This window comes from Streptomyces cinerochromogenes, assembly GCF_014648635.1.
Classification (GTDB): domain Bacteria; phylum Actinomycetota; class Actinomycetes; order Streptomycetales; family Streptomycetaceae; genus Streptomyces; species Streptomyces cinerochromogenes.
The window spans coordinates 318,475-340,159 of record NZ_BMRM01000003.1 but is presented as its reverse complement, the minus strand read 5'-3'; the positions used below and the strand labels follow the sequence as shown (position 1 = coordinate 340,159).

Annotated in this window: 1 protein-coding gene and 2 pseudogenes; all 3 read right to left on the bottom strand. The window is 74.2% G+C overall.

Annotated elements, in window-relative coordinates; all coding sequences use genetic code 11:
• Positions 1–10: 10 nt before the first annotated feature.
• Positions 11–119 (bottom strand): annotated as a pseudogene (locus IEZ20_RS40870) (hypothetical protein); the annotation flags it as partial.
• Positions 120–293: 174 nt separating this feature from the next.
• A pseudogene (locus tag IEZ20_RS07935) lies at positions 294–7,139 on the bottom strand (amino acid adenylation domain-containing protein); the annotation flags it as partial.
• 53 nt (positions 7,140–7,192) lie between these two features.
• Positions 7,193–21,676 (bottom strand): SDR family NAD(P)-dependent oxidoreductase, encoded by a 14,484-nt coding sequence (locus tag IEZ20_RS39535; protein WP_229895943.1) that lies wholly within the window; start codon positions 21,674–21,676, stop codon positions 7,193–7,195.
• Positions 21,677–21,685: the final 9 nt, after the last annotated feature.

Here is a 21,685-nt window from a genome sequence, read left to right as displayed (position 1 = left end):
CTGTGCTGCCCGCTGTCGGGGGCGGGCAGGGCGCGGCGGTCCAGCTTGCCGTTCTGGGTGAGCGGCAGTGCGTCCAGCAGGACGTGTGCGGCGGGCAGCATGTACTCGGGCAGCGCCTCGCGCAGCGCCGCCTGGACGTCGGCGAGCAGTGCGGCCCGTCCGGACCAGCGGGGTGCGGCCGGTCCGGCCGGCCGGGCCGGGCGGTCGTCGTCCTCGCGTACGGCGTAGACGTTGTACAGGGTGGTGTTCTGCAGCAGCCGGTTGTCCTGCTCGCTGACCACGGTGTAGCCGAGGGCCCGGAGCAGGGTCTCCACCTTCTCCAGCTGCCCGTCGATGTCGTGGAGTTCCACGACGAGCTGGCGGATCCTGGGCCAGTCGCGCCAGTGGATGCCCTTGAGCACCTCGTACTCGGCGTTCTCGACGTCGATCTTGAGCAGGTCGATGCGCTCGATGCCCTGCTCGGCGATGATCTCCGACAGTGTCCGCAGGCGGCAGGTGAACTCCTCGCTGTCGAGGCGGGCGTCCACGACCTCGTCGACGAGTTCGTCGACGAGGTCGTCACCGGCGACGGCGCCGTCCTCGGTCAGTTCCTCCTGGTTGCGCAGGTAGGAGCGGACCATCTCGTGCGCCTGCTCGGCGGTGGTGCGGCTGCTGGAGATGACGGTGTTGTGCCGGTAGAAGGTGAAGGTCTCCTCCTTGGCCTCGGCCGCGAGTCCGCAGTCGAACACCGTGGCGTCGAGCCCGTGCAGGGCGACGTTGCGCCGCAGCGAGTCGAACACCGGCGGGATGGGTTCGAAGGCGTAGATCCGGGCGCCGGGGCAGCGCAGGCCCGCGAACAGGGTGAACAGGCCGATGTTGGCGCCCACGTCCACGATGCAGTCGCCGTCGCGCAGGGTGATGCCGTTCCTGAGGTACTCGAGGTTGGTGAAGATCTCCTCGTAGACGAAGTCGGTCTCGCTGCGGTTCTGCTGGAAGACCGTCACGCCGTTGGGGAGTTCGTACGTCCGCTCCAGCGCCTCCGGTTCCTCGCGGCCGAGCCGGATCAGCTCGCGCACGGCGTGTGCGTGGCTCGCCGAGGGCACCAGGTAGGACACGAGCCGCTGGTCGTGCTCGCCGTAGTCCCGGACGACCACGCGGGCGTCCTCGATGCCCGGGTGCGCGCCGAGCCGGGCCTCGATCTCGCCCAGCTCGATGCGGAAGCCGCGCACCTTGACCTGGTCGTCGTTGCGTCCCAGGTACTCCAGGGTGCCGTCGGGCTGGATGCGGGCCAGATCGCCGGTGCGGTACATGCGGGCGCCGGGTTCCGGGCGGAACGGGTCGTCCAGGAAGCGTTCGGCGGTCAGCTCGGGGCGGTTCAGGTAGCCGCGGGCGACTCCCGCGCCGCCGACGTACAGCTCGCCGACGGCGCCGACGGGGGCGGGCCGGCCGTGCCGGTCCAGGACGTAGGCGCGCAGGTCGGGAATGGGCTCGCCGATGGGGCTGACGGTGCTGTCGGCGTCGGCCTCGGTCAGCGGCCGGTGCGTGACGTGCACCGTGGTCTCGGTGATGCCGTACATGTTGACCAGTGCGGTGCGCCGGTTGACGGTGCGTCGCAGCCAGGGCCGCAGCGAGGTGACGTCCAGGGCCTCGCCGCCGAAGACCACGGTGCGCAGCCGGTGCGGTACGGGGTCCTCGCCCTGGGCGGTGATCAGCTGGCGGAACGCGCTGGGCGTCTGGTTGAGCACGGTGACGCCTTCGTCGCACAGCAGCCGGTAGAAGTCCTCCGGGCTGCGCGTCGTCGTCTGCGGCACGACCACGAGGCGGCCGCCGTGCAGCAGGGCTCCCCAGATCTCCCAGACGGAGAAGTCGAAGGCGAAGGAGTGGAACAGCGTCCACACGTCGTCGCGGTCGAAGTGGAACCACGGTTCGGTGGCGGTGAACAGCCGCGTGACGTTGCGGTGTTCGACCATCACACCCTTGGGTGTGCCGGTGGAACCGGAGGTGTAGATGACGTACGCCAGGTGTGCGGGGGTGACGCCCGTGGTACCGGAGGGCAGGTCGGTGGCGGGCAGGTCGCGCCAGAGGGCGTCGTCGGCCCGTACGTCGATCACGGGGATGCCGGGGGCGTCGAGCCCGTCCGGGAGCGGGCCGTCGACCAGCAGGGCCCGCGGTGCGCTGTCCGTCAGCAGGTGCCGCAGCCGGTCCACCGGGGAGGCGGGGTCCATCGGCACGTAGGCGCCGCCGGCCTTCAGCACCGCGAGGAGGGCCACGACGATTCTCTCGCTGCGCGGCAGGCAGAGGCCGACGAGGACGTCGGGGCCGACGCCGAGGTCGCGCAGATGGCGGGCGAGCCGGTTGGCCCGGGCGTTCAGCTCCCGGTAGCCGAGGGCGGTGCCCTCGTGGGTGAGCGCGACGGCCTCGGGGGTGGCGGCGGCGGTCTCCTCGAACCACTGGTGCAGGCAGCGGTCGGCCGCCGCCGGGGGCGGCGTCCGGTCGCCGCCGCCGGTCTCGAGCAGCCGGCGGCGCAGTTCCTCCGGGAGGACGGGGACCTCCAGCGCGGGGCGGGGCCCCGCGTCGTCCAGCGCGTCCATGAGGCCCGCCATGGCGGTCTCCAGGTAGGTGATGACCAGGCCGGCGTCCTGGGCCCGGTCGATCTGCGCGTCGATCGAGAAGGAGTGGCCGAGGTCGTCCACCGACACGGCCACGGGGTAGTTACTGCGTTCGATCACCCCGGCCAGGGAGGTGACGCCCACGCGCTCCAGTTCGGCGTCGTCGATGCGGTCCCCCGCCTCCAGGTGCCGGAAGTTGAAGATCGCGTTGAACAGCGGGGTGTCGCGGGGGACACCGCTGTGCCGGTGGACGGCGGCCAGCGGGGTCTGCTCGTGGCGCACGAGTCCGCGCAGCGCCAGGTCGGTCTCCTCGACCAGGTCACGGACGTCCCGGCCGGTCAGGTCGAGGCGCACCGGAAGGGTGTTGATGAAGTTGCCCAGCATCCGCTCGATGCCCCGCGGGCCCTGGAGCCGGCCGGACATCACGGTGCCGAAGACGACGTCGTCCCGCCCGGCGCAGGCCGCCACGACCAGGGCCCAGCCCGCGTGGAACAGCGTGGCGGGGCTGACCTTCAGCTCCCGGGCGCGGGTCCGCACGCGCCGCCCCAGCTCCGGGTCGAGCGGCCGGCGCAGGTCGAGGACGCGGCGGCCGTCGCCGTGCACGTCCTGGAGGCCGAACAGGACGGTGGGCTCGGTGACATCGCCGAGCCGGGCGCCGAAGTACGCCTCGGTGTCGAGCGTGCGGGCCCGGTGCGCGGTGTGCGCGATGAAGTCGCGGTACGGTACCGGAGCGGGCAGTTCCGCCTGTCGGCCGGTGAGGTGGGCGACCAGCTCCCGGAACAGGAAGCCCAGCGAGGTGGCGTCGTCGATGAGGTGGTGCAGGTTGAGGACGGCACTCCACCGGCCGCCCTGCGGATCCCGGACGGCGCGCAGCCGGATCAGTGGCGCCCGGTCCAGGCGCATGGCCTGGTCGTCGGCGAGGATCCGCTGGATCTCGTCCGCCGCGGTGGCGCCCGGCGCCGGCTCCCGCTCGTCCACGGTGAGTTCGGCGTGGCGGACCACGACCTGGAGGGGCTGGGGCAGTCCCTCGGTCAGCACCGCGGTGCGCAGGACGTCGTGCCGGTCGATGACCGCCTGGAGGGCGTCCGCGAACCGGTCCAGGTGGTCACGGCTCGCGAAGGAGAAGACACCGGAGAGCACGTAGGGGTCGCGGCCGCCCTCCTTGAGGTGGTGGAAGAGCATGCCCTCCTGGAGCGCGGCCAGCGGGTAGACGTCCTGGAGGTTCGCCGCGCCCCCGGGGACGGCGGCCACCACGGTGGCCAGCTCGTCCTCGGTCAGCTCCACCAGGGGGAGCATGTCGGGGGTGATCCGGGTGCAGCCTTCGGGGATGCCGCCCGCGGGGAGGGTGAACGCCTCCCCCTCCCCCTCGGCGGTCTTTTCGATGCCCGCGGCCAGTTCGGCGAGCGAGGCCGCGGCGAACACCGCGGGGAGGTCGCAGTGCAGGCCGGCGGAGCGCAGCCGTGCGGTGAGCTTGGGGATGAGCAGGGAGTGGCCGCCCAGCGCGAAGAAGTTGTCCTCGACACCGACGCGGTCGGCGTCGAGGTCGAGCAGTTCGGCGCAGACGGCGACCAGGGTGCGCTCGGTGGCGGTGCGCGGGGCGGCGTACGCGCGGACGGCGTACGCGGTGGTGTCCGGGGCGGGCAGCGCCGCGCGGTCGAGCTTGCCGTTGGGGCTGAGGGGCAGGGCGTCGAGCCGGACGAGGGCGCTGGGCACCATGTGCTCCGGCAGTGCCTGCCGGAGGTGGCCGGCCAGTTCGTCGTGCAGCTCGGGGGTGAGTGCCGCGTCGTCGGGGCCGAGGACGACGTATCCGGCGAGCAGGTCCTCGCGGGCCGTGACGGCGCAGGCGCGCACGCGCGGATGGGTGCCCAGACGGGCCTCGATCTCGCCGAGTTCGATGCGGAAACCGCGCAGCTTCACCTGGTTGTCGATGCGCCCCAGGAACTCCAGCACTCCGTCGGGGCGGCGGCGCACCAGGTCGCCGGTGCGGTACATGCGGGCGCCGGGTTCGTCGGCGAACGGGTTCGCCACGAAACGTTCCCGGGTCAGGTCGGGGTTGCCCAGGTAGCCCCGGGCCAGACCGGCGCCGGCGATGTGCAGTTCGCCGGGGCAGCCCACGGCGGCGAGGCCGCCCGCCGCGTCGAGGACGTGCAGCTGGATGTTCTGGATCGGGCGGCCGATGGGGACGGAGCCGGAGGTGTCGTCGCGCGGGCACGTCCAGTGGCTCACGTCGATGGCCGCTTCCGTCGGCCCGTACAGGTTGTGCAGCGGGGCGTCGTGCACGGCGTAGTGGCGCGCGGGCAGGTCCGGCGGCAGGGCCTCGCCGCTGCAGAAGACCTGGCGGACGCCGGTGCACCGGGCCCAGCCGTCGTGCTCGACCATCAGCCGCAGCATGGACGGCACGAAGTGCAGCGTCGTCACCCCGGTCCGCCGGACGGTCTCGACCAGGCGGTCGGGGTCCTTGTGGGCCTCCGGCTCGGCGACGACCAGGCGGGCGCCCGTGATCAGCGGCCAGACGAACTCCCACACGGACACGTCGAAGCTGAACGGCGTCTTCTGGAGCACGACGTCGTCGGGTCCGAGCCGGTACTCGTTCTGCATCCACTCGATGCGGTTGACCACCGCCCGGTGCTCGACCATGACGCCCTTGGGGCGGCCGGTGGAACCGGAGGTGTAGATGACGTACGCCAGGTCGCGCGGGTCGGCCGCGGCGGGCCCGGCGACGGGCGTCTCGCCGTCGGGCGGGAGGGCCACCGCGTCGAGCGGGCGGCCGTCCGGGTCGAGGTGGAGGATCTGCGGTGCCACGAGGTCGAGATGGGGCTGGCCGAGGACGAGCCGGGCGCCCGAGTCCCGCAGCATGTAGGCGAGGCGGGCCTCGGGGTAGCCCGGTTCGAGGGGCAGATAGGCGCCGCCCGCCTTCATGACCGCCCACAGGGCGATCACCATCTCCAGTGACCGCTCCATGTGGACGCCGACCACCGTGTCCGGGGTGACACCGCGGCGGCGCAGCCGGTCGGCGAGTTCGTCGGTGCGGGCGTCGAACTCGGCGTAGGTCAGGGTGCGGTCGCCGAACACCAGGGCGGTGCGGTCGGCGTGGCGTCGCACGGCGTCGGCCAGCAGGTCGGGCAGGGTCCGGTCGGCGGAGTACGGGGCCCGGGTGTCGTTCCAGTCGGCCAGCAGGCGCCGGCGCTCCTCGCCGGACAGGTGCGAGGCGTCGGCGAGCGCGCGGTCGGGGGCGTCCAGCAGGGCCTCGACGAGCTGTGCGTAGTGGCGCAGGAACCGCTCGGCGTCGGCGGCGGCGAACCGGTGGGCGTCGTACTTCAGGTGCAGGGCGTGGTCGTCGGTGTTCTCGAGGACCTCGAGGTGGAGCTTGAACTCGCCTTCCTGGGAGATCTCCTCCACGAACCGCACCGCGCGGGCCAGGCCGAGGTCCAGGACCTCGTCGGACACGTGCATCATGCGCTGGTTCTGGAAGACGTAGGAGACCTGGAAGACCGGCGGGGTGGCCGGGTCGGTCCGCAGGTTCAGGTCCCGCACCATGCGCGGGAAGGGGTAGGCGGCGTGGTCGAGTCCGTCGGCGAGGACGAGGGAGAGGTCCCGCAGGTGGGCGGCGAGGGTCAGCTCCTCGCGCGGGCCGCACCGCACCGGGAGCATGTTCACGAAGTAGCCGACGGAGTCGGCGAAGGCGAGGTCCGGGCGGCCCATCGAGGGCACGCCGACGACGAGGTCGCGTTCCCCGCTGTAGCGGTGCAGCAGCAGCTGGTACACGCCGAGGAAGAACACCGCGGGCCGTACGCCGTGGGAGGCGCACCACTGCCGTACGCGGGCGCTCGTCGGGACGGGCAGGTGCAGGCGGACGGTCTCGCCGGCGGGTGCGGTGCCCGGGGCGGGGTCGCGTTCGACGCCGAGGCGCAGGGTGGGCAGCGGGCCCTGGAGCGTCTTCGTCCAGAACGCGCGGTGCCGGGCGCCCTCGGGCCCGGCGAGGAAGTCCTCCTCCCAGCGCACGAACGCGTCGTAGTTGTCCTGTGCGGGGCTCGTCCAGCGGGTGCCGGTGCGCAGGGCCTCGTAGGCGGAGATCAGGTCGCGCAGGAAGAGCGGTGTGGAGGCGCCGTCGAACACCAGGTGGTGGAAGACGAGCAGGACGACGGTGTCCGCGCCGTCGGCCTCGAACACGTGGGCACGCGCGAGGGGGTCCTCGGCCAGGTCGAACGGCGCCTTGGCCTGCCGGCGCGCCTCGGCGAGGAGGCGGTCGGCGGACCCGCCGGGGAGCCGCTCGTGCCGGAAGTCCGCCGGGCGGTCGGGCCGCGCCTCCAGGTAGGGGGTGCCGTCCTCCGTCACGACGGCGCTGCACAGGGGGCTGTGGAGCGCGACGGCCAGCTCGAAGGCCTGCCGGAAGCGGGCGATGTCGAGCGGCGCGACCAGGCGGAAGCAGACCGGGACGTTGTACACGTCGGAGTCCGGCTGGAGCCTGTGCAGGAGCCACAGGCCCTTCTGTCCCTCGGACAGCGGGCGCCGCCCGGACTCGGCCCGGTGCCGCTCGTAGAAGGCGAGCACGTCGTCCGCGGAGAAGACGCCTGCCTTGAAGCCTGCGAGTATCTGGTCCTCGTTCACGCGCGCGGTGCTTCCTTCATGAGTGCCTTGAGGTCTTCGAGGCTGACGTGCCCCTGTCGGAACTGCTCCAGTGCCCGGGCCCTGGCGGCCCGGGGCCCGTCGCCCTCCCCCGGGACCTCCGGACGCGTGCCGTCGGCCGCCGGTTCCCCCGTGCCGGACGCGGGCCCGCCCGGATGCTTGGCCGCGAGGCAGGCGGCGAGGCGTTCGAGGGTGGCGCACTCCAGGATGTCCCGCGTGGACAGGTCCAGGCCGAGGTCGGCGCGGAGCCTGCGCTGGAGCCTGGACCACAGGATCGAGTCCACGCCGAAGCCGTGCAGGTCCTTGCCCGGCGGCAGTTCGGCGGCGGCGAGTCCGAGCGCTTCGGCGAAGAAGCCGGTGAGGTAGGCGGTGAGGTCGCCGGCGGGGGCGGTCCGTGCGGTCGGTGCCGTCGGTGCGGTCGGTGCTGCCAGGACCGCCACGGCTGCCGGAGTGGTCGGTGCTGCCGGGACCGCCATGGCTGCCGGAGCGGTCGGTGCCGCCGGAACCGCAGGAGCTGCCGGAGCGGTCGGTGTTGCCGAGGCGCTCGGTGGAGCCGGCACGCTCCGTGTTGCCGGCGCGCTCGGTGAGGCCGGGGCGCTCGGTGAGGCCGGGGCGCTCGGTGAGGCCGGGGCGAGGGGTGAGGCCGGGGCGGTCGGTGCCGCCGCGGTCTCCGGGTGCCAGGTACGGCCGATCCAGTAGCGGTCGCGGAGGAACGCGGTGCCCGGGAGCGGCACGAGCCTGCGGCTGCGCCCCTGGTGCAGTGCGTGCCACGGCACCTTCGCCCCGGCGGCCCACAGCGCGGCGATCCGGTCCAGGTCGCCGTCTCGGAGCAGGGCGGCGAGGAAGGCCTCGCCGTGGGCGCCGGACAGAACGGCCGACAGCGGGTGGGAGCCGCTCTCGGCGTTGCCGTGGTGGAGCGGAGCGGTGCAGGGCCGGCCGGGCTCCTCGGCGGCCAGGAAGTGCAGGAGCGCTTCCCGGAGTTCGGCCTTGGAGCCGACCACGGTGGCGAACCGTTCGGGCAGGGCCTCCCGGCCGGTCTGCAGCGTGTGGGCGAGGTCCGCCAGGTCCGTCGCGTCGTCGCGCTCCAGGAAGTCGAGCAGCTGCCTGGCCGTGGCGCGCAGCCGTTCGGGCCCCTGGGCGGACAGCGGGACCAGCTGGGCGGCGGCCCCGTCCGCCGACCGCGGTGCACGGGGCTGCGGGGCGGCCTCGATCACCAGGCTCACGTGGCTGCCGCCCGCGCCCACGGAGTTGACGAGCGCGCGCAGGGGCGCCGGGTGCCCGGAGTCCGCGCGGTCCGCGCGGCGCGGACGCCACGCGGTCAGGTCCTCGCAGGGCTCCAGCGGGGTGTCGTCCCAGCGCAGGTTCGGGTTGGGCGCTCCCACCGCCGTGAGCGGGGTCAGCTCGCCGTGCCGCAGCTGGAGGACGACCTTGGTGAGCTGGGCGATGCCGGAGGCGGCCTCGGGATGGCCGAGGTTGGATTTCACCGAGCCGATCACGACGGGTTCGGACACCCCCTCGAAGACCTCGCGCAACGCGCTGACCTCCACGGCGTCGGAGAGCGCGGAACCGCCCGCCGCCGCCTCGACGTAGCCGACGGACTCCGGGGTCGCGCCCGCGCGTTCCAGGGCGCGGCGCATGACGGCCACCTGGGTGCGGTGGCTGGGCGCCATGAAGCCGCCGCCCCGCCCCGCGTGCAGGGAGGCGCTGCCCTTGATGACGGCGTGGACGGTGTCGCCGTCGCGCAACGCCGCGGCCAGCGGCTTGAGCAGCACGGCGCCGACCGCCTCGGCCGGCAGGTACCCGTCGCCGTCGCGCAGGCTCCGGCTGCCGGGGTGGCTGCCGAGCAGCTGCGCCTGGGACAGGGCGATGTACTTGTCGGGGTGGACGGTGAGGTTGACGCCGCCGGCAATGGCGAGTTCCGCCTCGCCGCGCAGCAGGTCGGCGCAGGCGAGGTGGACGGCCTGGGCCGACGAGGAGCACATGCTGTCGACGGCGAGGCTCGGCCCCTCCAGGCCGAAGAAGTACGACACCCGGTTGGCGATCATGTTGTACGAGGTGGCCGCGGTCAGTGCCGCTCGGGCGGTGTCCGACTCCTCGGCCCGGTACATCTGGTACATCGAGCCGACGTAGACCCCGACCCGGCGCCGGTAGCGCCGCTCGATGGTCTCCTGTGTGATGCCGCTCTGTTCGAGCAGGTCCCACGCCGTCTCCAGGAACAGCCGCTGCTGCGGGTCCATCGCCTCGGCCTCGCGGGGCGAGATGCCGAAGAAGAGCGGGTCGAACCGGTCGATGCCGTCCAGGAAACCGCCCCAGCGGCAGTAGCTGGTGCCCACCGCGTCCCGGTCGGCGTCGAAGAGCGCGTCGGGGTCCCAGCGGTCGCGGGGCACCTCGGTGACGCAGTCCCTTCCGGCGCGGAGGTTGGTCCAGAAGGCGTCGAGGTCCCGGGCCTGCGGGTAGCGGCCGACGACACCGATGATCGCGATGTCCTGACCGGCTCCGGCCACGGGATCCGGGTCCGGGGCGGACGGCACCGGACCGGCGACGGGAGAGGGGTCCGGTACGGACGGCACCGGACCGGCGACGGGAGCCGGGCCCGGGACGGGGTGCGCCTGTCCTGCCTCGGTGTCCGCCGCCGACGCGGGGGCGGTGCGGGGTGTCCGCGGCTGGGGTGCGGCCGGCTCCCCGACCAGGTCCCGTAGCGCGTCCGCGTGCCCGGCGACGAAGTGCGCGGCCAGTTCCCGCACGGTCTGCAGCTCGAAGAAGAGCGTCTTCGACAGGGGGCCGAAGGTCTTCTCCAAGCCGGCGACGAGGTCGGTCGCCACGACCGAGTCCATGCCGTACCGCTCCAGCGGGGTGTCGGCGTCGAGACGGGCGGGGTCGAGCTTGAGGGCCGCGGCGATCCGCTGCCGGAGGTGGCGCACCGTCCGCTCCTGGAGGCCGGCGGTCACGGCAGCGGTCTCGTCCGTGCCCGGCCCGGCGTCCTCCGCGGCCGGTGCGGCGTCCTCCGCGGCGGGTGCGGCGGCCCCCGGCCGCGGGCGCGCGGTGTCCGCACGCTCCGTCAGCCGGGGCAGCAGGGCACCGCGCCGGCCGGAGACGACCACGAGCCGCCCCTCGTCGAGGCCGTTGTCCTGTGCGGCGGCACCGACCCGCAGGGCGTGCAGCGCGCTGTCGGTGTCGAGGGGTTCGAGGTCCATCCGCCGGAGCTGCTCCTTGGTCGCGTCGTTCACCTGCATGCCACCGTCCTCCCAGAGCGGCCAGTTGACGGAGAGGGTCCTGCCGCTGCGCAGACCGCGGTCCGCGAGACGGTTGCGCCGGGCCGCGAACGCGTCCATGAAGGCGTTGCCGGCCGCGTAGTCGGCCTGGCCCGGGTTGCCGAAGGCGGCACTCGTGGAGGAGAAGCACAGGAACAGCTCCAGCGGCTGGTCCCGGCTCGCCTCGTCCAGGTTCACCAGCCCGCGCACCTTGGGTGCGAGCACCCGCTCGGCGTCCTGCGGTTCCTTGCCGGCGAGGAGGCCGTCGCCGATCACGCCGGCGCTGTGGACGATGCCGGTCAGCGGACCGTGGACGTCCGTGACGTGGGTGATCAGCTCCTGGACCGCGCGTGGGTCGGTCACGTCGACCCGCTGGTGGTCCACCCGCAGTCCGGCCGCCCGCAGTTCGTCCAGCGCCCGCCGCCGGTCCCCGTCGAGCGGCGAGCGGCCGGTGAGGACGACGGTGGCGCGGCCGGCGGACGCGGCGATGTCGCGTGCCGCGATGAGGCCCAGGGCGCCGGTGCCGCCGGTGATCAGGTACACACCGCCGGTGCGCCACGGGGTGGTGGCCGGGCGGGCGGGCGTCACCTCCGTGAGCCGCCTCACCTCGCGTCGGCCGTCCCGGTACCGGATCTCCGGGGCGACGGGGCGGGCCGCCTCGGCCCGCAGGCGGGTGGCGACCAGGTCCGGGGCGGCCCCGTCGAGGCAGTCGACGTACTGCGTGTGCAGCCGCGGGTTCTCCAGCCGTGCCGTCTTCAGCAGGCCGGTCAGGCCGGCGAAGCACTCCTGGCGGTCGGCGTCGCCGGGCTCGCCGACGGCCACGACCTGGAGCAGCACCTCGTGGCGCAGCCCGGGTTCGAGCATGCCGCGCAGCAGGCCGAGCAGATGCCGGCTCACGCCGAGGTACTGCTCGTCCAGCGGCCCGGTGCCGAGGTCCACGAGGTCGTACGAGACGGACTCGGGCAGCGCCCCCGCCAGCGCGTCCCGGGCGGCGGCGTCGAGGCGTCCGACGAGGACGACGTGGTGCTCGGCGAACCCGGCGTGGCCGGGCTCGCCGCTCGCCTCGGCGGCGTCCCACACGGGGCGCAGGAGCAGGAGACCGGCGGGCGGCCCGGCAACGGCGGCCGAACCGTCGCTGCCGGTGCCGACGCCGGTGTCGGTGTCGCCGTCGGTCTCGGTGTCGTGGTGGCCGTCGGTGCCGATGTGGCTGTCGCCGTGGCCGTCGGTGTCGCCGTGGCTGTCGATGTCCAGCCAGTACCGCTCCCGCGCGAACGGATAGCCGGGCAGGCTGATGCGCCGGACGGGTGCGCCGGCCGGGCGCAGCGCTTCCCAGTCGACGGCGATCCCGGCGGCCCAGTGGCGCAGGAGCCCCGCGTGGTCGCCGCTCTCCCACAGCTCGCGTACGGCACTTCGGGCGTCGTCGGGCGTGAGCGGTGCCGGTTCGCCGGGGCGGACGGTGCCGCGCTGCCAGGGGCCGGACTGTGCCGGGTCGTCGGTGAACGCGTGCAGGGTGCGGCGCAGCGAGGCGAGGGAGTCCGCGGTGAAGGCGAGGCGTTCCTCCATCGCCACCCGCCCGCTCTGGAGCGTCCAGGCGATCGCCGTCAGGTCGTCGTCGGTCAGTTCGGCGGTCCGTGCGGCGAGGCGCCGGGCCTGCTCGACGAGCTGGGGTCCGCTCTGTGCCGACAGCACGATCAGAGCCGGCCGCGGGCCCTGGGGCGCCGCCGGACTCCGGTCGGCCGCCGGCTGGTACTCGGCGATGACCAGGTGGGCGTTGGAGCCGCCGGCACCGAAGCTGGAGATGCCCGCGGTGCGGGGAAGCGCGCGCCGCTCGCCGTCGGTCACGACCGTCGGCTGCCGCCACGGCTCCAGGACCTGCTGCACCCGGAACGGGGTGCGCGCGAAGTCGATGTGCGGGTTGGGGGTGGCCGAGTGCAGGCTGGGCACCAGTGCGCGGTGCTTCATCTGCAGGAGCACCTTGGTGACGGCCGCGATGCCCGCCGCGCTCTCGCAGTGGCCGATGTTGGACTTGACCGAGCCGATCGCGCAGTGGTCCGGCAGCGTGCCGTCGCCGGCCTTGCGGAACGCCTTGACCAGGCCGGCGATCTCGATCGGGTCGCCCAGGGACGTGCCCGTGCCGTGGGCCTCCAGATAGCCGAGTTCCCGCGGTTCGACCCCGGCCTCGGCCAGCGCGCGGGCGATGACGTCGCCCTGGGCGACGGGGCTGGGCACGGAGAAGCCGTGGGTGCGGCCGCCATGGTTGAGCGCGCTGCCCTTGACGACGCCGTAGATGTGGTCGCCGTCGGCGATCGCGCGGTCCAGGGGCTTGAGCAGGACGGCGCCCACGCCCTCACCGGGGACGTAGCCGTCGCCGCCCTCGCCGAAGCTGCGGCACCGGCCGTCGCCGGCGGTGAACCTGCCCTGGGCGAGCATCAGGTACTTGTTGGGGTGGACGCTGACGTTGACCCCGCCGGCGATCGCCGACGCGCACTGCCCGCTCCTGATGGCCTCGCAGGCGAGGTGGATGGCGGTGAGCGAGGAGGAACACATGGTGTCCACGGCCATGCTGGGCCCGTGGAAGTCGAAGAAGTACGAGACCCGGTTGGCGATGGACGCCGGGTTGCCCGACAGCGCGACCTGGTGGCCGCGGGCCTGCGCCTGGGCGCCGTGGAGCTGGTACTCCTCGTACATCACGCCGACGAAGACACCGACCTTGCCGTGGGGCTGGAGGACGGCGGCGTCGTCGTCCGCGGACCGCCGGGCGAGCAGCTCGCCGGTGTAGCCCGCGTCCTCCAGGGTGTGGTGGACACACTGGAGGAAGAGACGTTCCTGGGGGTCGAGGTACTCGGCCTCGCGCGGGGATATGTGGAAGAACAGCGGGTCGAACTCGTCCACGCCGTCGAGGAACCCGCCCCACCGGCCCCCGGCCGGGTACTGGCGGTGGTCCCACCGGCTCGCCGGGACCTCGCGGATGCAGTCGCGTCCGGAGCGGAGGTTCTCCCAGAACTCGTCGAGGTCGGCGGCTTCCGGGTAGCGTCCGGCGACACCGATGATCGCGATGTCGGCCGTGGCCGCGGCGGTGGTGTCCGCGGCCTGCCGGGAGGCCGTGGGCTGCCCGGAGGCGGTGGGCTGTCCGGAGGCCGTGGGTGCACGGTGGGGCGCGTCCGGGTCGGCAGCGGCCGGAACCGCGGCCTCGGCACCGAGCGCCGCCCGCAGCTGCCGCGGGTACTCCTCGGCGAAGTGGTCGCTGAGCGCCCTGATGGTGCGCACCTCGAAGAACAGCGTCTTCGGCAGCGGGCCGAACGGTCCCTCCAGATGGCGGGTGAGTTCCATGGCCATCATGGAGTCCATGCCGTAGTGCTCCAGCGGCGTGTCCACATCAAGGCGGTCCGGTGCCACCTCGAGCGCGGTGGCGAGCTGTTCGCGCACGTACCGCAGGGCGCGGACGCCGAGCGGCTCCTCCGGACGCGCGGGGGCGAGGCCGTCGCCGCCCGGTTCGCCGCGGAGAACGCGTGCGCTGAGCCCGGTCAGCTCCGCGCACACCCGTCCGCGTTCGTCCAGCAGGGTCACGTCGAGCCTGGCCGAGGAGGCATCCGGCCGGCTGCCGTCCTGGTGCCTGATCCACGCGTACGCCGTCACCGGCGTCGGCGCGGACGCCCGCAGGTGCTGCAGGGCGAACGGCAGGGCGGGCCTGCCACCGTGGTCGTCGGCCCGCTCGGCCGTCAGTCCGAGTCCGAGCGTGGCCTGCAACGCGCCGTCCACGATGCTCGGGTGCAGGTGGTACGACTCCGGGTGCTCCGCCTCCGCGGGCAGCCGCAGTGCGGCGAGCACCTGGGGCCGGCCGTCGGGGTCCGTGCCGGTGCCGAGCCAGGTCACGGACCGGTGCGCCGGGCCGTACTCCATGCCGACGCGGCCGTAGCGGTCGTAGATCTCGTCCGCCGTGAAGACGGTGTCGGCGCAGGCGGACTTCAGCTCGTCGAGCGGCGGGACGGGCGAGCCGGGCGTGTCCGTGAACCGGGCCCGGCCCTGGCTGCACAGGACGCGCCGGCCGTCGCCGTCGACGCTGTGCAGGGCGTACTCGTGGACGTCGTCGGACACCCGGCGTACGTCGAGACTCAGGCGCAGCCCGTCCGCACCGCACACGGCGGGCCGCAGCCACACGATGTCGTCCAGGCGTATGCGGCCCGCGCGGTCCTCGCCCACCAGGCGGCCGACCGCCGCGTGCGCCATCTCCAGATGGGCCGCGCCCGGCAGCACCCCGGCTCCCCGCACCCGGTGGTCGCGCAGGAACGGCTCGCTGCCGTCCAGGCGGGTCTCGTAGCGGGTCGTCGTTCCGTCCGGCAGGGCACGTCCCAGCAGGGGGTGCGAGCCCGCCGGGGCGGCCTGTCCGGCCGGGGCCGCGGCCGTCGGCCGGCCGGTGCCGCGGCCCGCCCAGTAGCGTTCGTCCGCGAACGGATAGGCGGGCAGGCCGATGCGGCGCGGACGGGGCCGGCCGGTGTGGAGCCGCTCCCAGTCCACCGGGTGTCCGGCCGCCCACCGGTCGAGCACCCGGTCGTACTGCTCCGCGTCGATCCAGCTGCGGGACGCGGCGAGCCGCTCGGTGTCGCGCGCCGCGGCCGCGACGGCTCCGCGGGGCACCGAACCGCGGTGCCAGCCCTCCGGGGCGGTGTCCGCGTCGGTGACCTGGGCGAGCCGCCGGCGCAGCTCCGTGAGGGAGGACACCCGGGTGGCGAGCCTCTCCTCCATGGCGTCACGGCCCGTCTGCAGGGTGTACGCCAGGTCGGTCAGGCGGGGCGTGGCGACCCGGTCGTCATCGAGGTGGGCCAGCAGGTCGCGGGCCCGGGCGGCCAGTTGGCCGGGGGTACGGGCGGAGAGGACGATCAGCTCCGGGGTCGCGTCGACGGCGGGCTCCTCACGGCGGCTTCGGCCCTGGTACTCCTCCAGGACCACATGGGCGTTGACCCCGCCGAAGCCGAACGAGCTGACTCCGGCGCGGCGCGGCACCTCGGCGCCGTCGGCGTCCCGCAGCCGCTGCCAGGGCCGGCGTTCCCGTACGACCTCGAACGGGCTGTCGGTGAAGTCGAGGTAGGGGTTGAGATCGTGGCAGTGCAGGCTTTCGACCAGTTCGCCGTGGCGCATCTGCAGCAGGGTCTTGATCATGCCCGCGACACCGGCGGCGAGTTCCAGGTGTCCGATGTTGCTCTTGACCGAGCCCAGGCCGCAGCGGGCGGGCCGGCCGAGGGTATCGGGGACCTCGTCGCACAGCGTGGCGAACGCGGTCCTGAGCGCGCCCAGTTCGACGGGGTCGCCCAGCTCGGTGCCGGTGCCGTGCGCCTCGACGTACGTCACGGTGCGCGGGTCGATCCCGGCCCGGCGGTAGGCCGTCGTGAGCAGGTCGGCCTGCGCCCGGGGGTTGGGCGCGGTGAGCGAGTGCGCCCGGCCGCCGTGGTTCTCGGCGGTCGCCAGGATGACCCCGTGGACGCGGTCGCCGTCGCGTTCGGCGAGGGAGAGGGGCTTGAGGACGAGGACGCCGACGCCCTCGCCGCGCACATAGCCGTCCGCCCGTGCCGAGAAGGTCTTGCAGCGGCCGTCCTCGGACAGCATGCCGGCGCGGCTGTAGCCGATGTGCAGGTCCGGGCTGACGATGGTGTTCACCCCGCCCGCCAGCGCCAGGTCGCTCGCTCCGCTGCGGAGCAGTTCGACGGCCCGGTGGACGGCGACCAGGGAGCTGGAACAGGCGGTCTCGACCGGCTCGCTGGGGCCGTGCAGATCGAGCAGGTAGCTGACCCGGTTGGGTCCGACGGAGCCGGAGACGCCGGTGGCGGCGTAACCGTCGCCGGTGTGCTGCCCGTCGAGCAGCAGGGTGCCGTAGCCGCTGGGCGCGGTGCCGATCAGGACGGCGGTGTTGCTGCCCGCCAGGCTCGACGGTGCGTGCCCCGCGTCCTCCAGCGCCTGCCACACATGGGTGAGCAGGAGTCGCTGCTGCGGGTCCATGGCGGTCGCCTCGCGCGGCGAGATACCGAAGAACAGCGGGTCGAAGCGGTCCACGGCGTCGAGGAAGCCGCCCCATCGGCCGCCGGCGGGGTACTGGAGGTGGTCCCAGCGCTCCCCGGGGATCTCGGTGATGCAGTCCCGGCCCTGCCGGAGGTTGTCCCAGAACGCGGTGAGGTCGGGGGCCTGCGGGAAGCTGCCGCTCATGCCGATGACGGCGATCGGCTCGGTCTCGCGGCCGGTGGTCGCGGCGGACGGTTCGCGTCCCTCGCGGAGCCGGGTGGTCCCGGGAGTCTCGACGGTGGTCGTGCCGCGCTCGCTCGGGGCCGTGCCGTGGAAGCGCGCCGGCTCCGCACCGTGGGTGTCGACGAGGTGGGCGGCGAGGGCGTGCAGGGTGCGGTGCTCGAAGAAGACGGTCGGGGCGAGTGTCAGTCCGTAGCGTTCGCCCAGGCGGCCGGCCAGCTCGGTGAGGCTGATCGAGTCGAAGCCGTACTCCCCCAGCTCCTCGTCCGCGTCGATCTCCTCGACGGGGAGCCCGAGTTGGGCGGACACCTCCGCGGCGAGCCCGGCGGTGACGGCGTCGAGGTCCGCGGTGCCGCGGGGAGCGGGCTCGGCGGTCCCGGAGGGCGCGGGATCGGTTGCCCGGGAGAGGGCGGGCTCGGCGGTCCGGGAGGGCGCGGGCGTGTGCCGGTCGGCGAGGTGGGCGGCGAGTCGGCGGGGTGTGGGGTGCTCGAAGAAGGCCGTGGGGGCGAGTGCCAGACCGTGCTGGTCGTTGAGGCGTTCCGCCAGCTGGGTGAGGCTGATCGAGTCGAAGCCGTACTCTCCCAGTTCGCCGTTCGGCTCGATCTCCGCGGCGGGGAGGCCCAGCTGCGCGGCGATCTCCGCGACCAGAGTGCGCTCCCAGCCCGCCGCGTCCGGGCCGGCGGCCTCGGCAGGGCGAGCGGCCTGCGACGCGGAGCCGGTGAGGGGCCCGGCCTCCGGACGCGGGCCGGCCAGCGGCCCGCTCCCCGGTGCCGTGCCGGTTGCGGGCGCGGTGCCCGGTGCCGTGCCGGTTGCGGGCGCGGTGCCCGGTGCCGTGCCGGTCAGGGGGGCCAGGCGGGCGAGCAGGGCCTCCCGGTCGCCGTGCAGTACCAGGGTCCGCTCCCGGCCGGAGGCGAGCAGTGTGCGCAGCGCGCGGAGTCCGTCCGGCGTGGGCAGCGGGGTCACGCCGAGCCGGGCCAGCCGGTCCAGGCCCGCGGCGTCGACCCGCATCCCGCCGTCGGCCCACAGCGGCCAGCTGACGCTGACGGCCCGGCCGGAGCGCAGGCCCCGCGCGGCGAGTTCGTTGCGGTGGGCGACGTAGGCGTCCAGGAAGCCGTTGGCCGCCGCGTAGTCCGCCTGCCCGGCGCTGCCGAAGGCGGCCGCGTTGGAGGAGAAGACGACGAACCGGTCCAGCGGCAGGTCGCGGGTGGCCTCGTCGAGGTGGACGAGGCCCGACACCTTCGGGGCGAGAACGGCGTGGACGTCCGCGTCCTGCTTGCCGGCGAGGGGACCGTCGCGCAGGACGCCCGCGCAGTGCACGATCGTGTGGAGGGCGCCATGGCGGCGGCGCACGCCGTCGACCAGGTCCCGGACGGCGGCGCGGTCGGTCAGGTCGGTCCGGCGGTACTCGACCGTGAGTCCGGGCCCGCGCAGGGCGGCGAGGGTGCGCTCGGTGTCCGGTGTGGGCGCGGAGCGGCCCACAAGGACCAGCACGCCCTCGGTGAGGCCGCTCGACAGGTCGCGGGCGAGGTGCAGCCCGAGTCCGCCGAGCCCGCCGGTGATCAGGTGGACACCGCCGTCGCGCCATGGCAGGGCCGCCGTGTCCACGGAGACGGAGACGGGCAGTTCGGCCAGGCGTCGTACGTACGTCTCGCCGCCGGTGCGGCGGATCTCTGCCTCGCCGGGGTGGCGCAGGGCCGCGCGGACCGTCCGGTCGAGGGCCGTTGCCGTCGGGGCGTCGAGGTGTTCGACGTACTGGGCGCGCAGCCGGGGGTGTTCCAGGCGGGCCGTGCGCAGCAGTCCGGACACGCCGGCCATGAGGCGGGCCTGTGGCGCGTCGTGTCCGGCCACGACGACCTGGAGGAGGTGGCCGCGTGCGGCGCCGGTCGCGGTCAGCGCGCGGATCCCGGTCAGGAGCGTGTGGGTCAGCCGCCGGTAGTCCTCGTCCGGCGCGGCCGTGCCGGTACGGAACGTGCGCAGTTCCGCGCCGGCCGGCAGGAGGGCGGGCAGCGCGCGGGCGAGCGAGCCGTCCGGGTCGTCGCCGACGAGCCACACCGTGTGCCCGTGGTCATCGGCCGGGGCGTCGCCCGGTTCCGTGGCGGCGCGGTCGGCCGGCTCCCAGCGCGGTTCCAGCCACAGCGGTTCGCCCTGGGGCGCGGTGGCGTCCGGGCGGGCGGGTTCGGGGTCCAGCCAGTAGGGGTCGGCCGCGAAGGGGTAGGTGGGCAGGGAGGTCCTGGCGGGGCGGCCGGTCTCGAAGAGGGTGTCGAAGGGCAGGGCCCGGCCCTCGGCGTACTGCTCGGCCAGCGCTTCGAGCTGCCGTCGGCCGACCTGGTCGGCGGCGCCGGACGGCTGCCCGGCGAAACCGCCCGCGGGCCGCTCGGGCTTGCGGTCGCCGCTGCGTACGGCGGGGTCGGCGCCGGTGTGCAGCCAGTTCTCCAGCGCCTCGGTCACCTGCGCGGTGGTGTCGGCCACCAGGGCCAGGCGGTGCCGGAAGTGCTTGCGGCCCAGCAGCAGCGTGCAACTCAGGGCGCGCAGGCTCTCCTGCGGGTGCGTACGCAGGTGGGCGAGCAGTCGCCGGGCCTGGTCGCGCAGTTGCGTCCCGGTACGCGCCGACAGGGCGACGAGCCGGGCGCCGGGCGCCTCCCGCTCGCCGGGGTGCGCCGGGCTCGGCGGAGCCTCCGCCAGCACGAGGTGGGCGTTGGTGCCGCTGTAGCCGAAGGAACTCACCGCGGCGAGGCGGGGCCTGCCCCGGTCCGGCCACGCGCGTTCCTCGGTGTTCACGTAGAACGGTGTGCCGATGAGGTCGATGTGCGGGTTCAGCCGGTCGTACTGGACGGTCGGGGGCAGCGTGGCGTGCTTCAGGGAGAGCACGGTCTTGAGGGTGCCCGCGACGCCCGCGGCGCAGGCGGTGTGGCCGATGTTGCTCTTGACCGAGCCGATGGCGCAGTACGCGGTGCGGTCGGTACGGGCGCCGAAGCTCTGTACGAGGCCGTCGATCTCCACGGGGTCGCCGAGGGCCGTGCCCGTGCCGTGCGCCTCGACCAGCTCGATGTCGGCCGGGTCGATGCCGAACCTGTCGTACACCCGCCGCTGAAGTGCGGCCTGCGCCTCGGCGTTGGGAGCGGTGATGCCGTTGGAGCGGCCGTCCTGGCCCACGCCCCAGCCCTTGATGACGGCGTGGATCCGGTCGCCGTCCGCCAGCGCGTCCGGGAGCCGCTTCAGCAGGAGCACGCCGACGCCCTCGGCGGGGACGAAGCCGTCCGCCCGGTCGTCGAAGGCGTGACAGCGCCCGGTGGGCGACAGGGCGCGCAGCTGACTCATCGCCACGTGGACGCCGGGGCCCGGGATCACCCAGACGCCGCCGGCCAGCGCGGTGTCGCTGTCGCCCAGGCAGAGGCTGTCACAGGCGGCGGCGAGCGCCACGAGGGACGACGAGCACGAGGTGTCGATGGACAGGCACGGGCCCTTGAGGTTCAGCGTGTAGGAGATCCGGCTGGCCATGATCGCGCTGTTGGTGCCCAGGTTCTGGTGGGCGCTCAGCTCGCTCTCGTCGACCCGGCCGCCGTAGCCGTTGACCGAGCAGCCGATGAAGACGCCGCAGTCCGTGCCGGAGAGGGTCTCGGGGTTGTACCCGGCGTCCTCGACGCAGCGCCAGCTCTCCTGCAGCAGCAGGCGCTGCTGCGGGTCCATCGCCTCGGCCTCGCTGGGCGAGACGGTGAAGAACTGGGGGTCGAAGTGGTGCGCGTTCTCCAGGACGCCCATCCACTTGCTGTACGACTTGCCGGGCGTCCCGGGCCGTTCGTCGTAGAACCGGTCCACGGCCCAGCGGGAGGGCGGCACCTCGGTCACGCAGTCCCGGCCGGCGACGATGTTCGCCCAGAACTCGTCCAGGTCGGCGGCCTGGGGGAAGGCGCCGGACATGCCGATGACGGCGATGTCCACAAGGTCGACGGAGGGGCGGGGGGCGCGGTCGGGGGCAGCAGGGGCAGGGGCAGCGGCAGCGGCAGCGGCAGCGGCAGCGGCAGCGGCAGCGGCAAGGGTGGGGGCAGCGGCAGGGCGTGCCGGGGGCACCGGGGGGCCGGCCGGAGCCTTCTCCTCGGCGGCGGCCGGCTCGGGCAGCGAGGCCCCGTGGTCCCGCGTCAGGTGCGCGGCCAGCTCGGCGATGGTCGGGTGGCCGTAGACCGTGGTGGCGGAGAGCGCGAGGCCCAGGCGGGTGTTGACGGACCTGGTCCAGGTGACGCCCGTGATGGAGTCCAGGCCCAGTTCCACGAAGGGGGTGTCGTCGTCGATGTCGGACTCGGCGAGTTCGAGTTCCCTGGCGAGGCTCGCCCGGAGCCAGCCGGTCAGCGCGTCCTCGGCGGGCCCGGACGCGGGTGCGGCGCCGGACGCCGGGACGGCGGCCGGGGCCTCGGAAGCGGCCTCGGACACCCCCTCGGGTGCGCCGTCCGCGCCCTCCAGGCAGCCGGCCACGTGTGCGGCCAGGTCCGCCACCGTGGGGTGGCTGTAGACCTGGGTGGCGGAGAGCGCGAGACCGAAGTGCGTGTTCAGCTTGCGCGTCCACGTCACGCCGGTGATGGAGTCCAGGCCCAGTTCGACGAAGGGCACGTCGTCGGCGACGTCCGCGGCGGGCAGTTCCAGCTCCTCCGCGAGGCTCTGCCGCACATGGTCGGCGATGGCGTCGCGCCCGCGCGTGCCGTCGACGCGGGCAGCCGAGGACCGGGGGGTGGTGCCACTCATCAGATCTCCCATGACGCCCTCGATCAGGGCGGCCAACTCGCCGAACGTGGGGTGACCGCACACCTCGGCCACCGTGAGGGACAGCCCGAGGGCGCGGTTGATCTCGCGCAGCCACACGACGCAGGAGATCGAGTCCAGGCCCAGCTCCACGAAAGGGAGGTGGTCGGGGCTGGAGGTCGGATCGGTTCCCAGGACGCCGCCCAGCGTCTCTTGCAAGAACCGCCGCAGGTCACTCTCGCTGCGCATCCTAGTACC

What these genes read in the sequence shown, in the direction of transcription:
- IEZ20_RS39535 (WP_229895943.1), bottom strand. Translation starts at nt 21,676, where the DNA reads ATGCGCAGCGAGAGTGACCTGCGGCGGTTCTTGCAAGAGACGCTGGGC.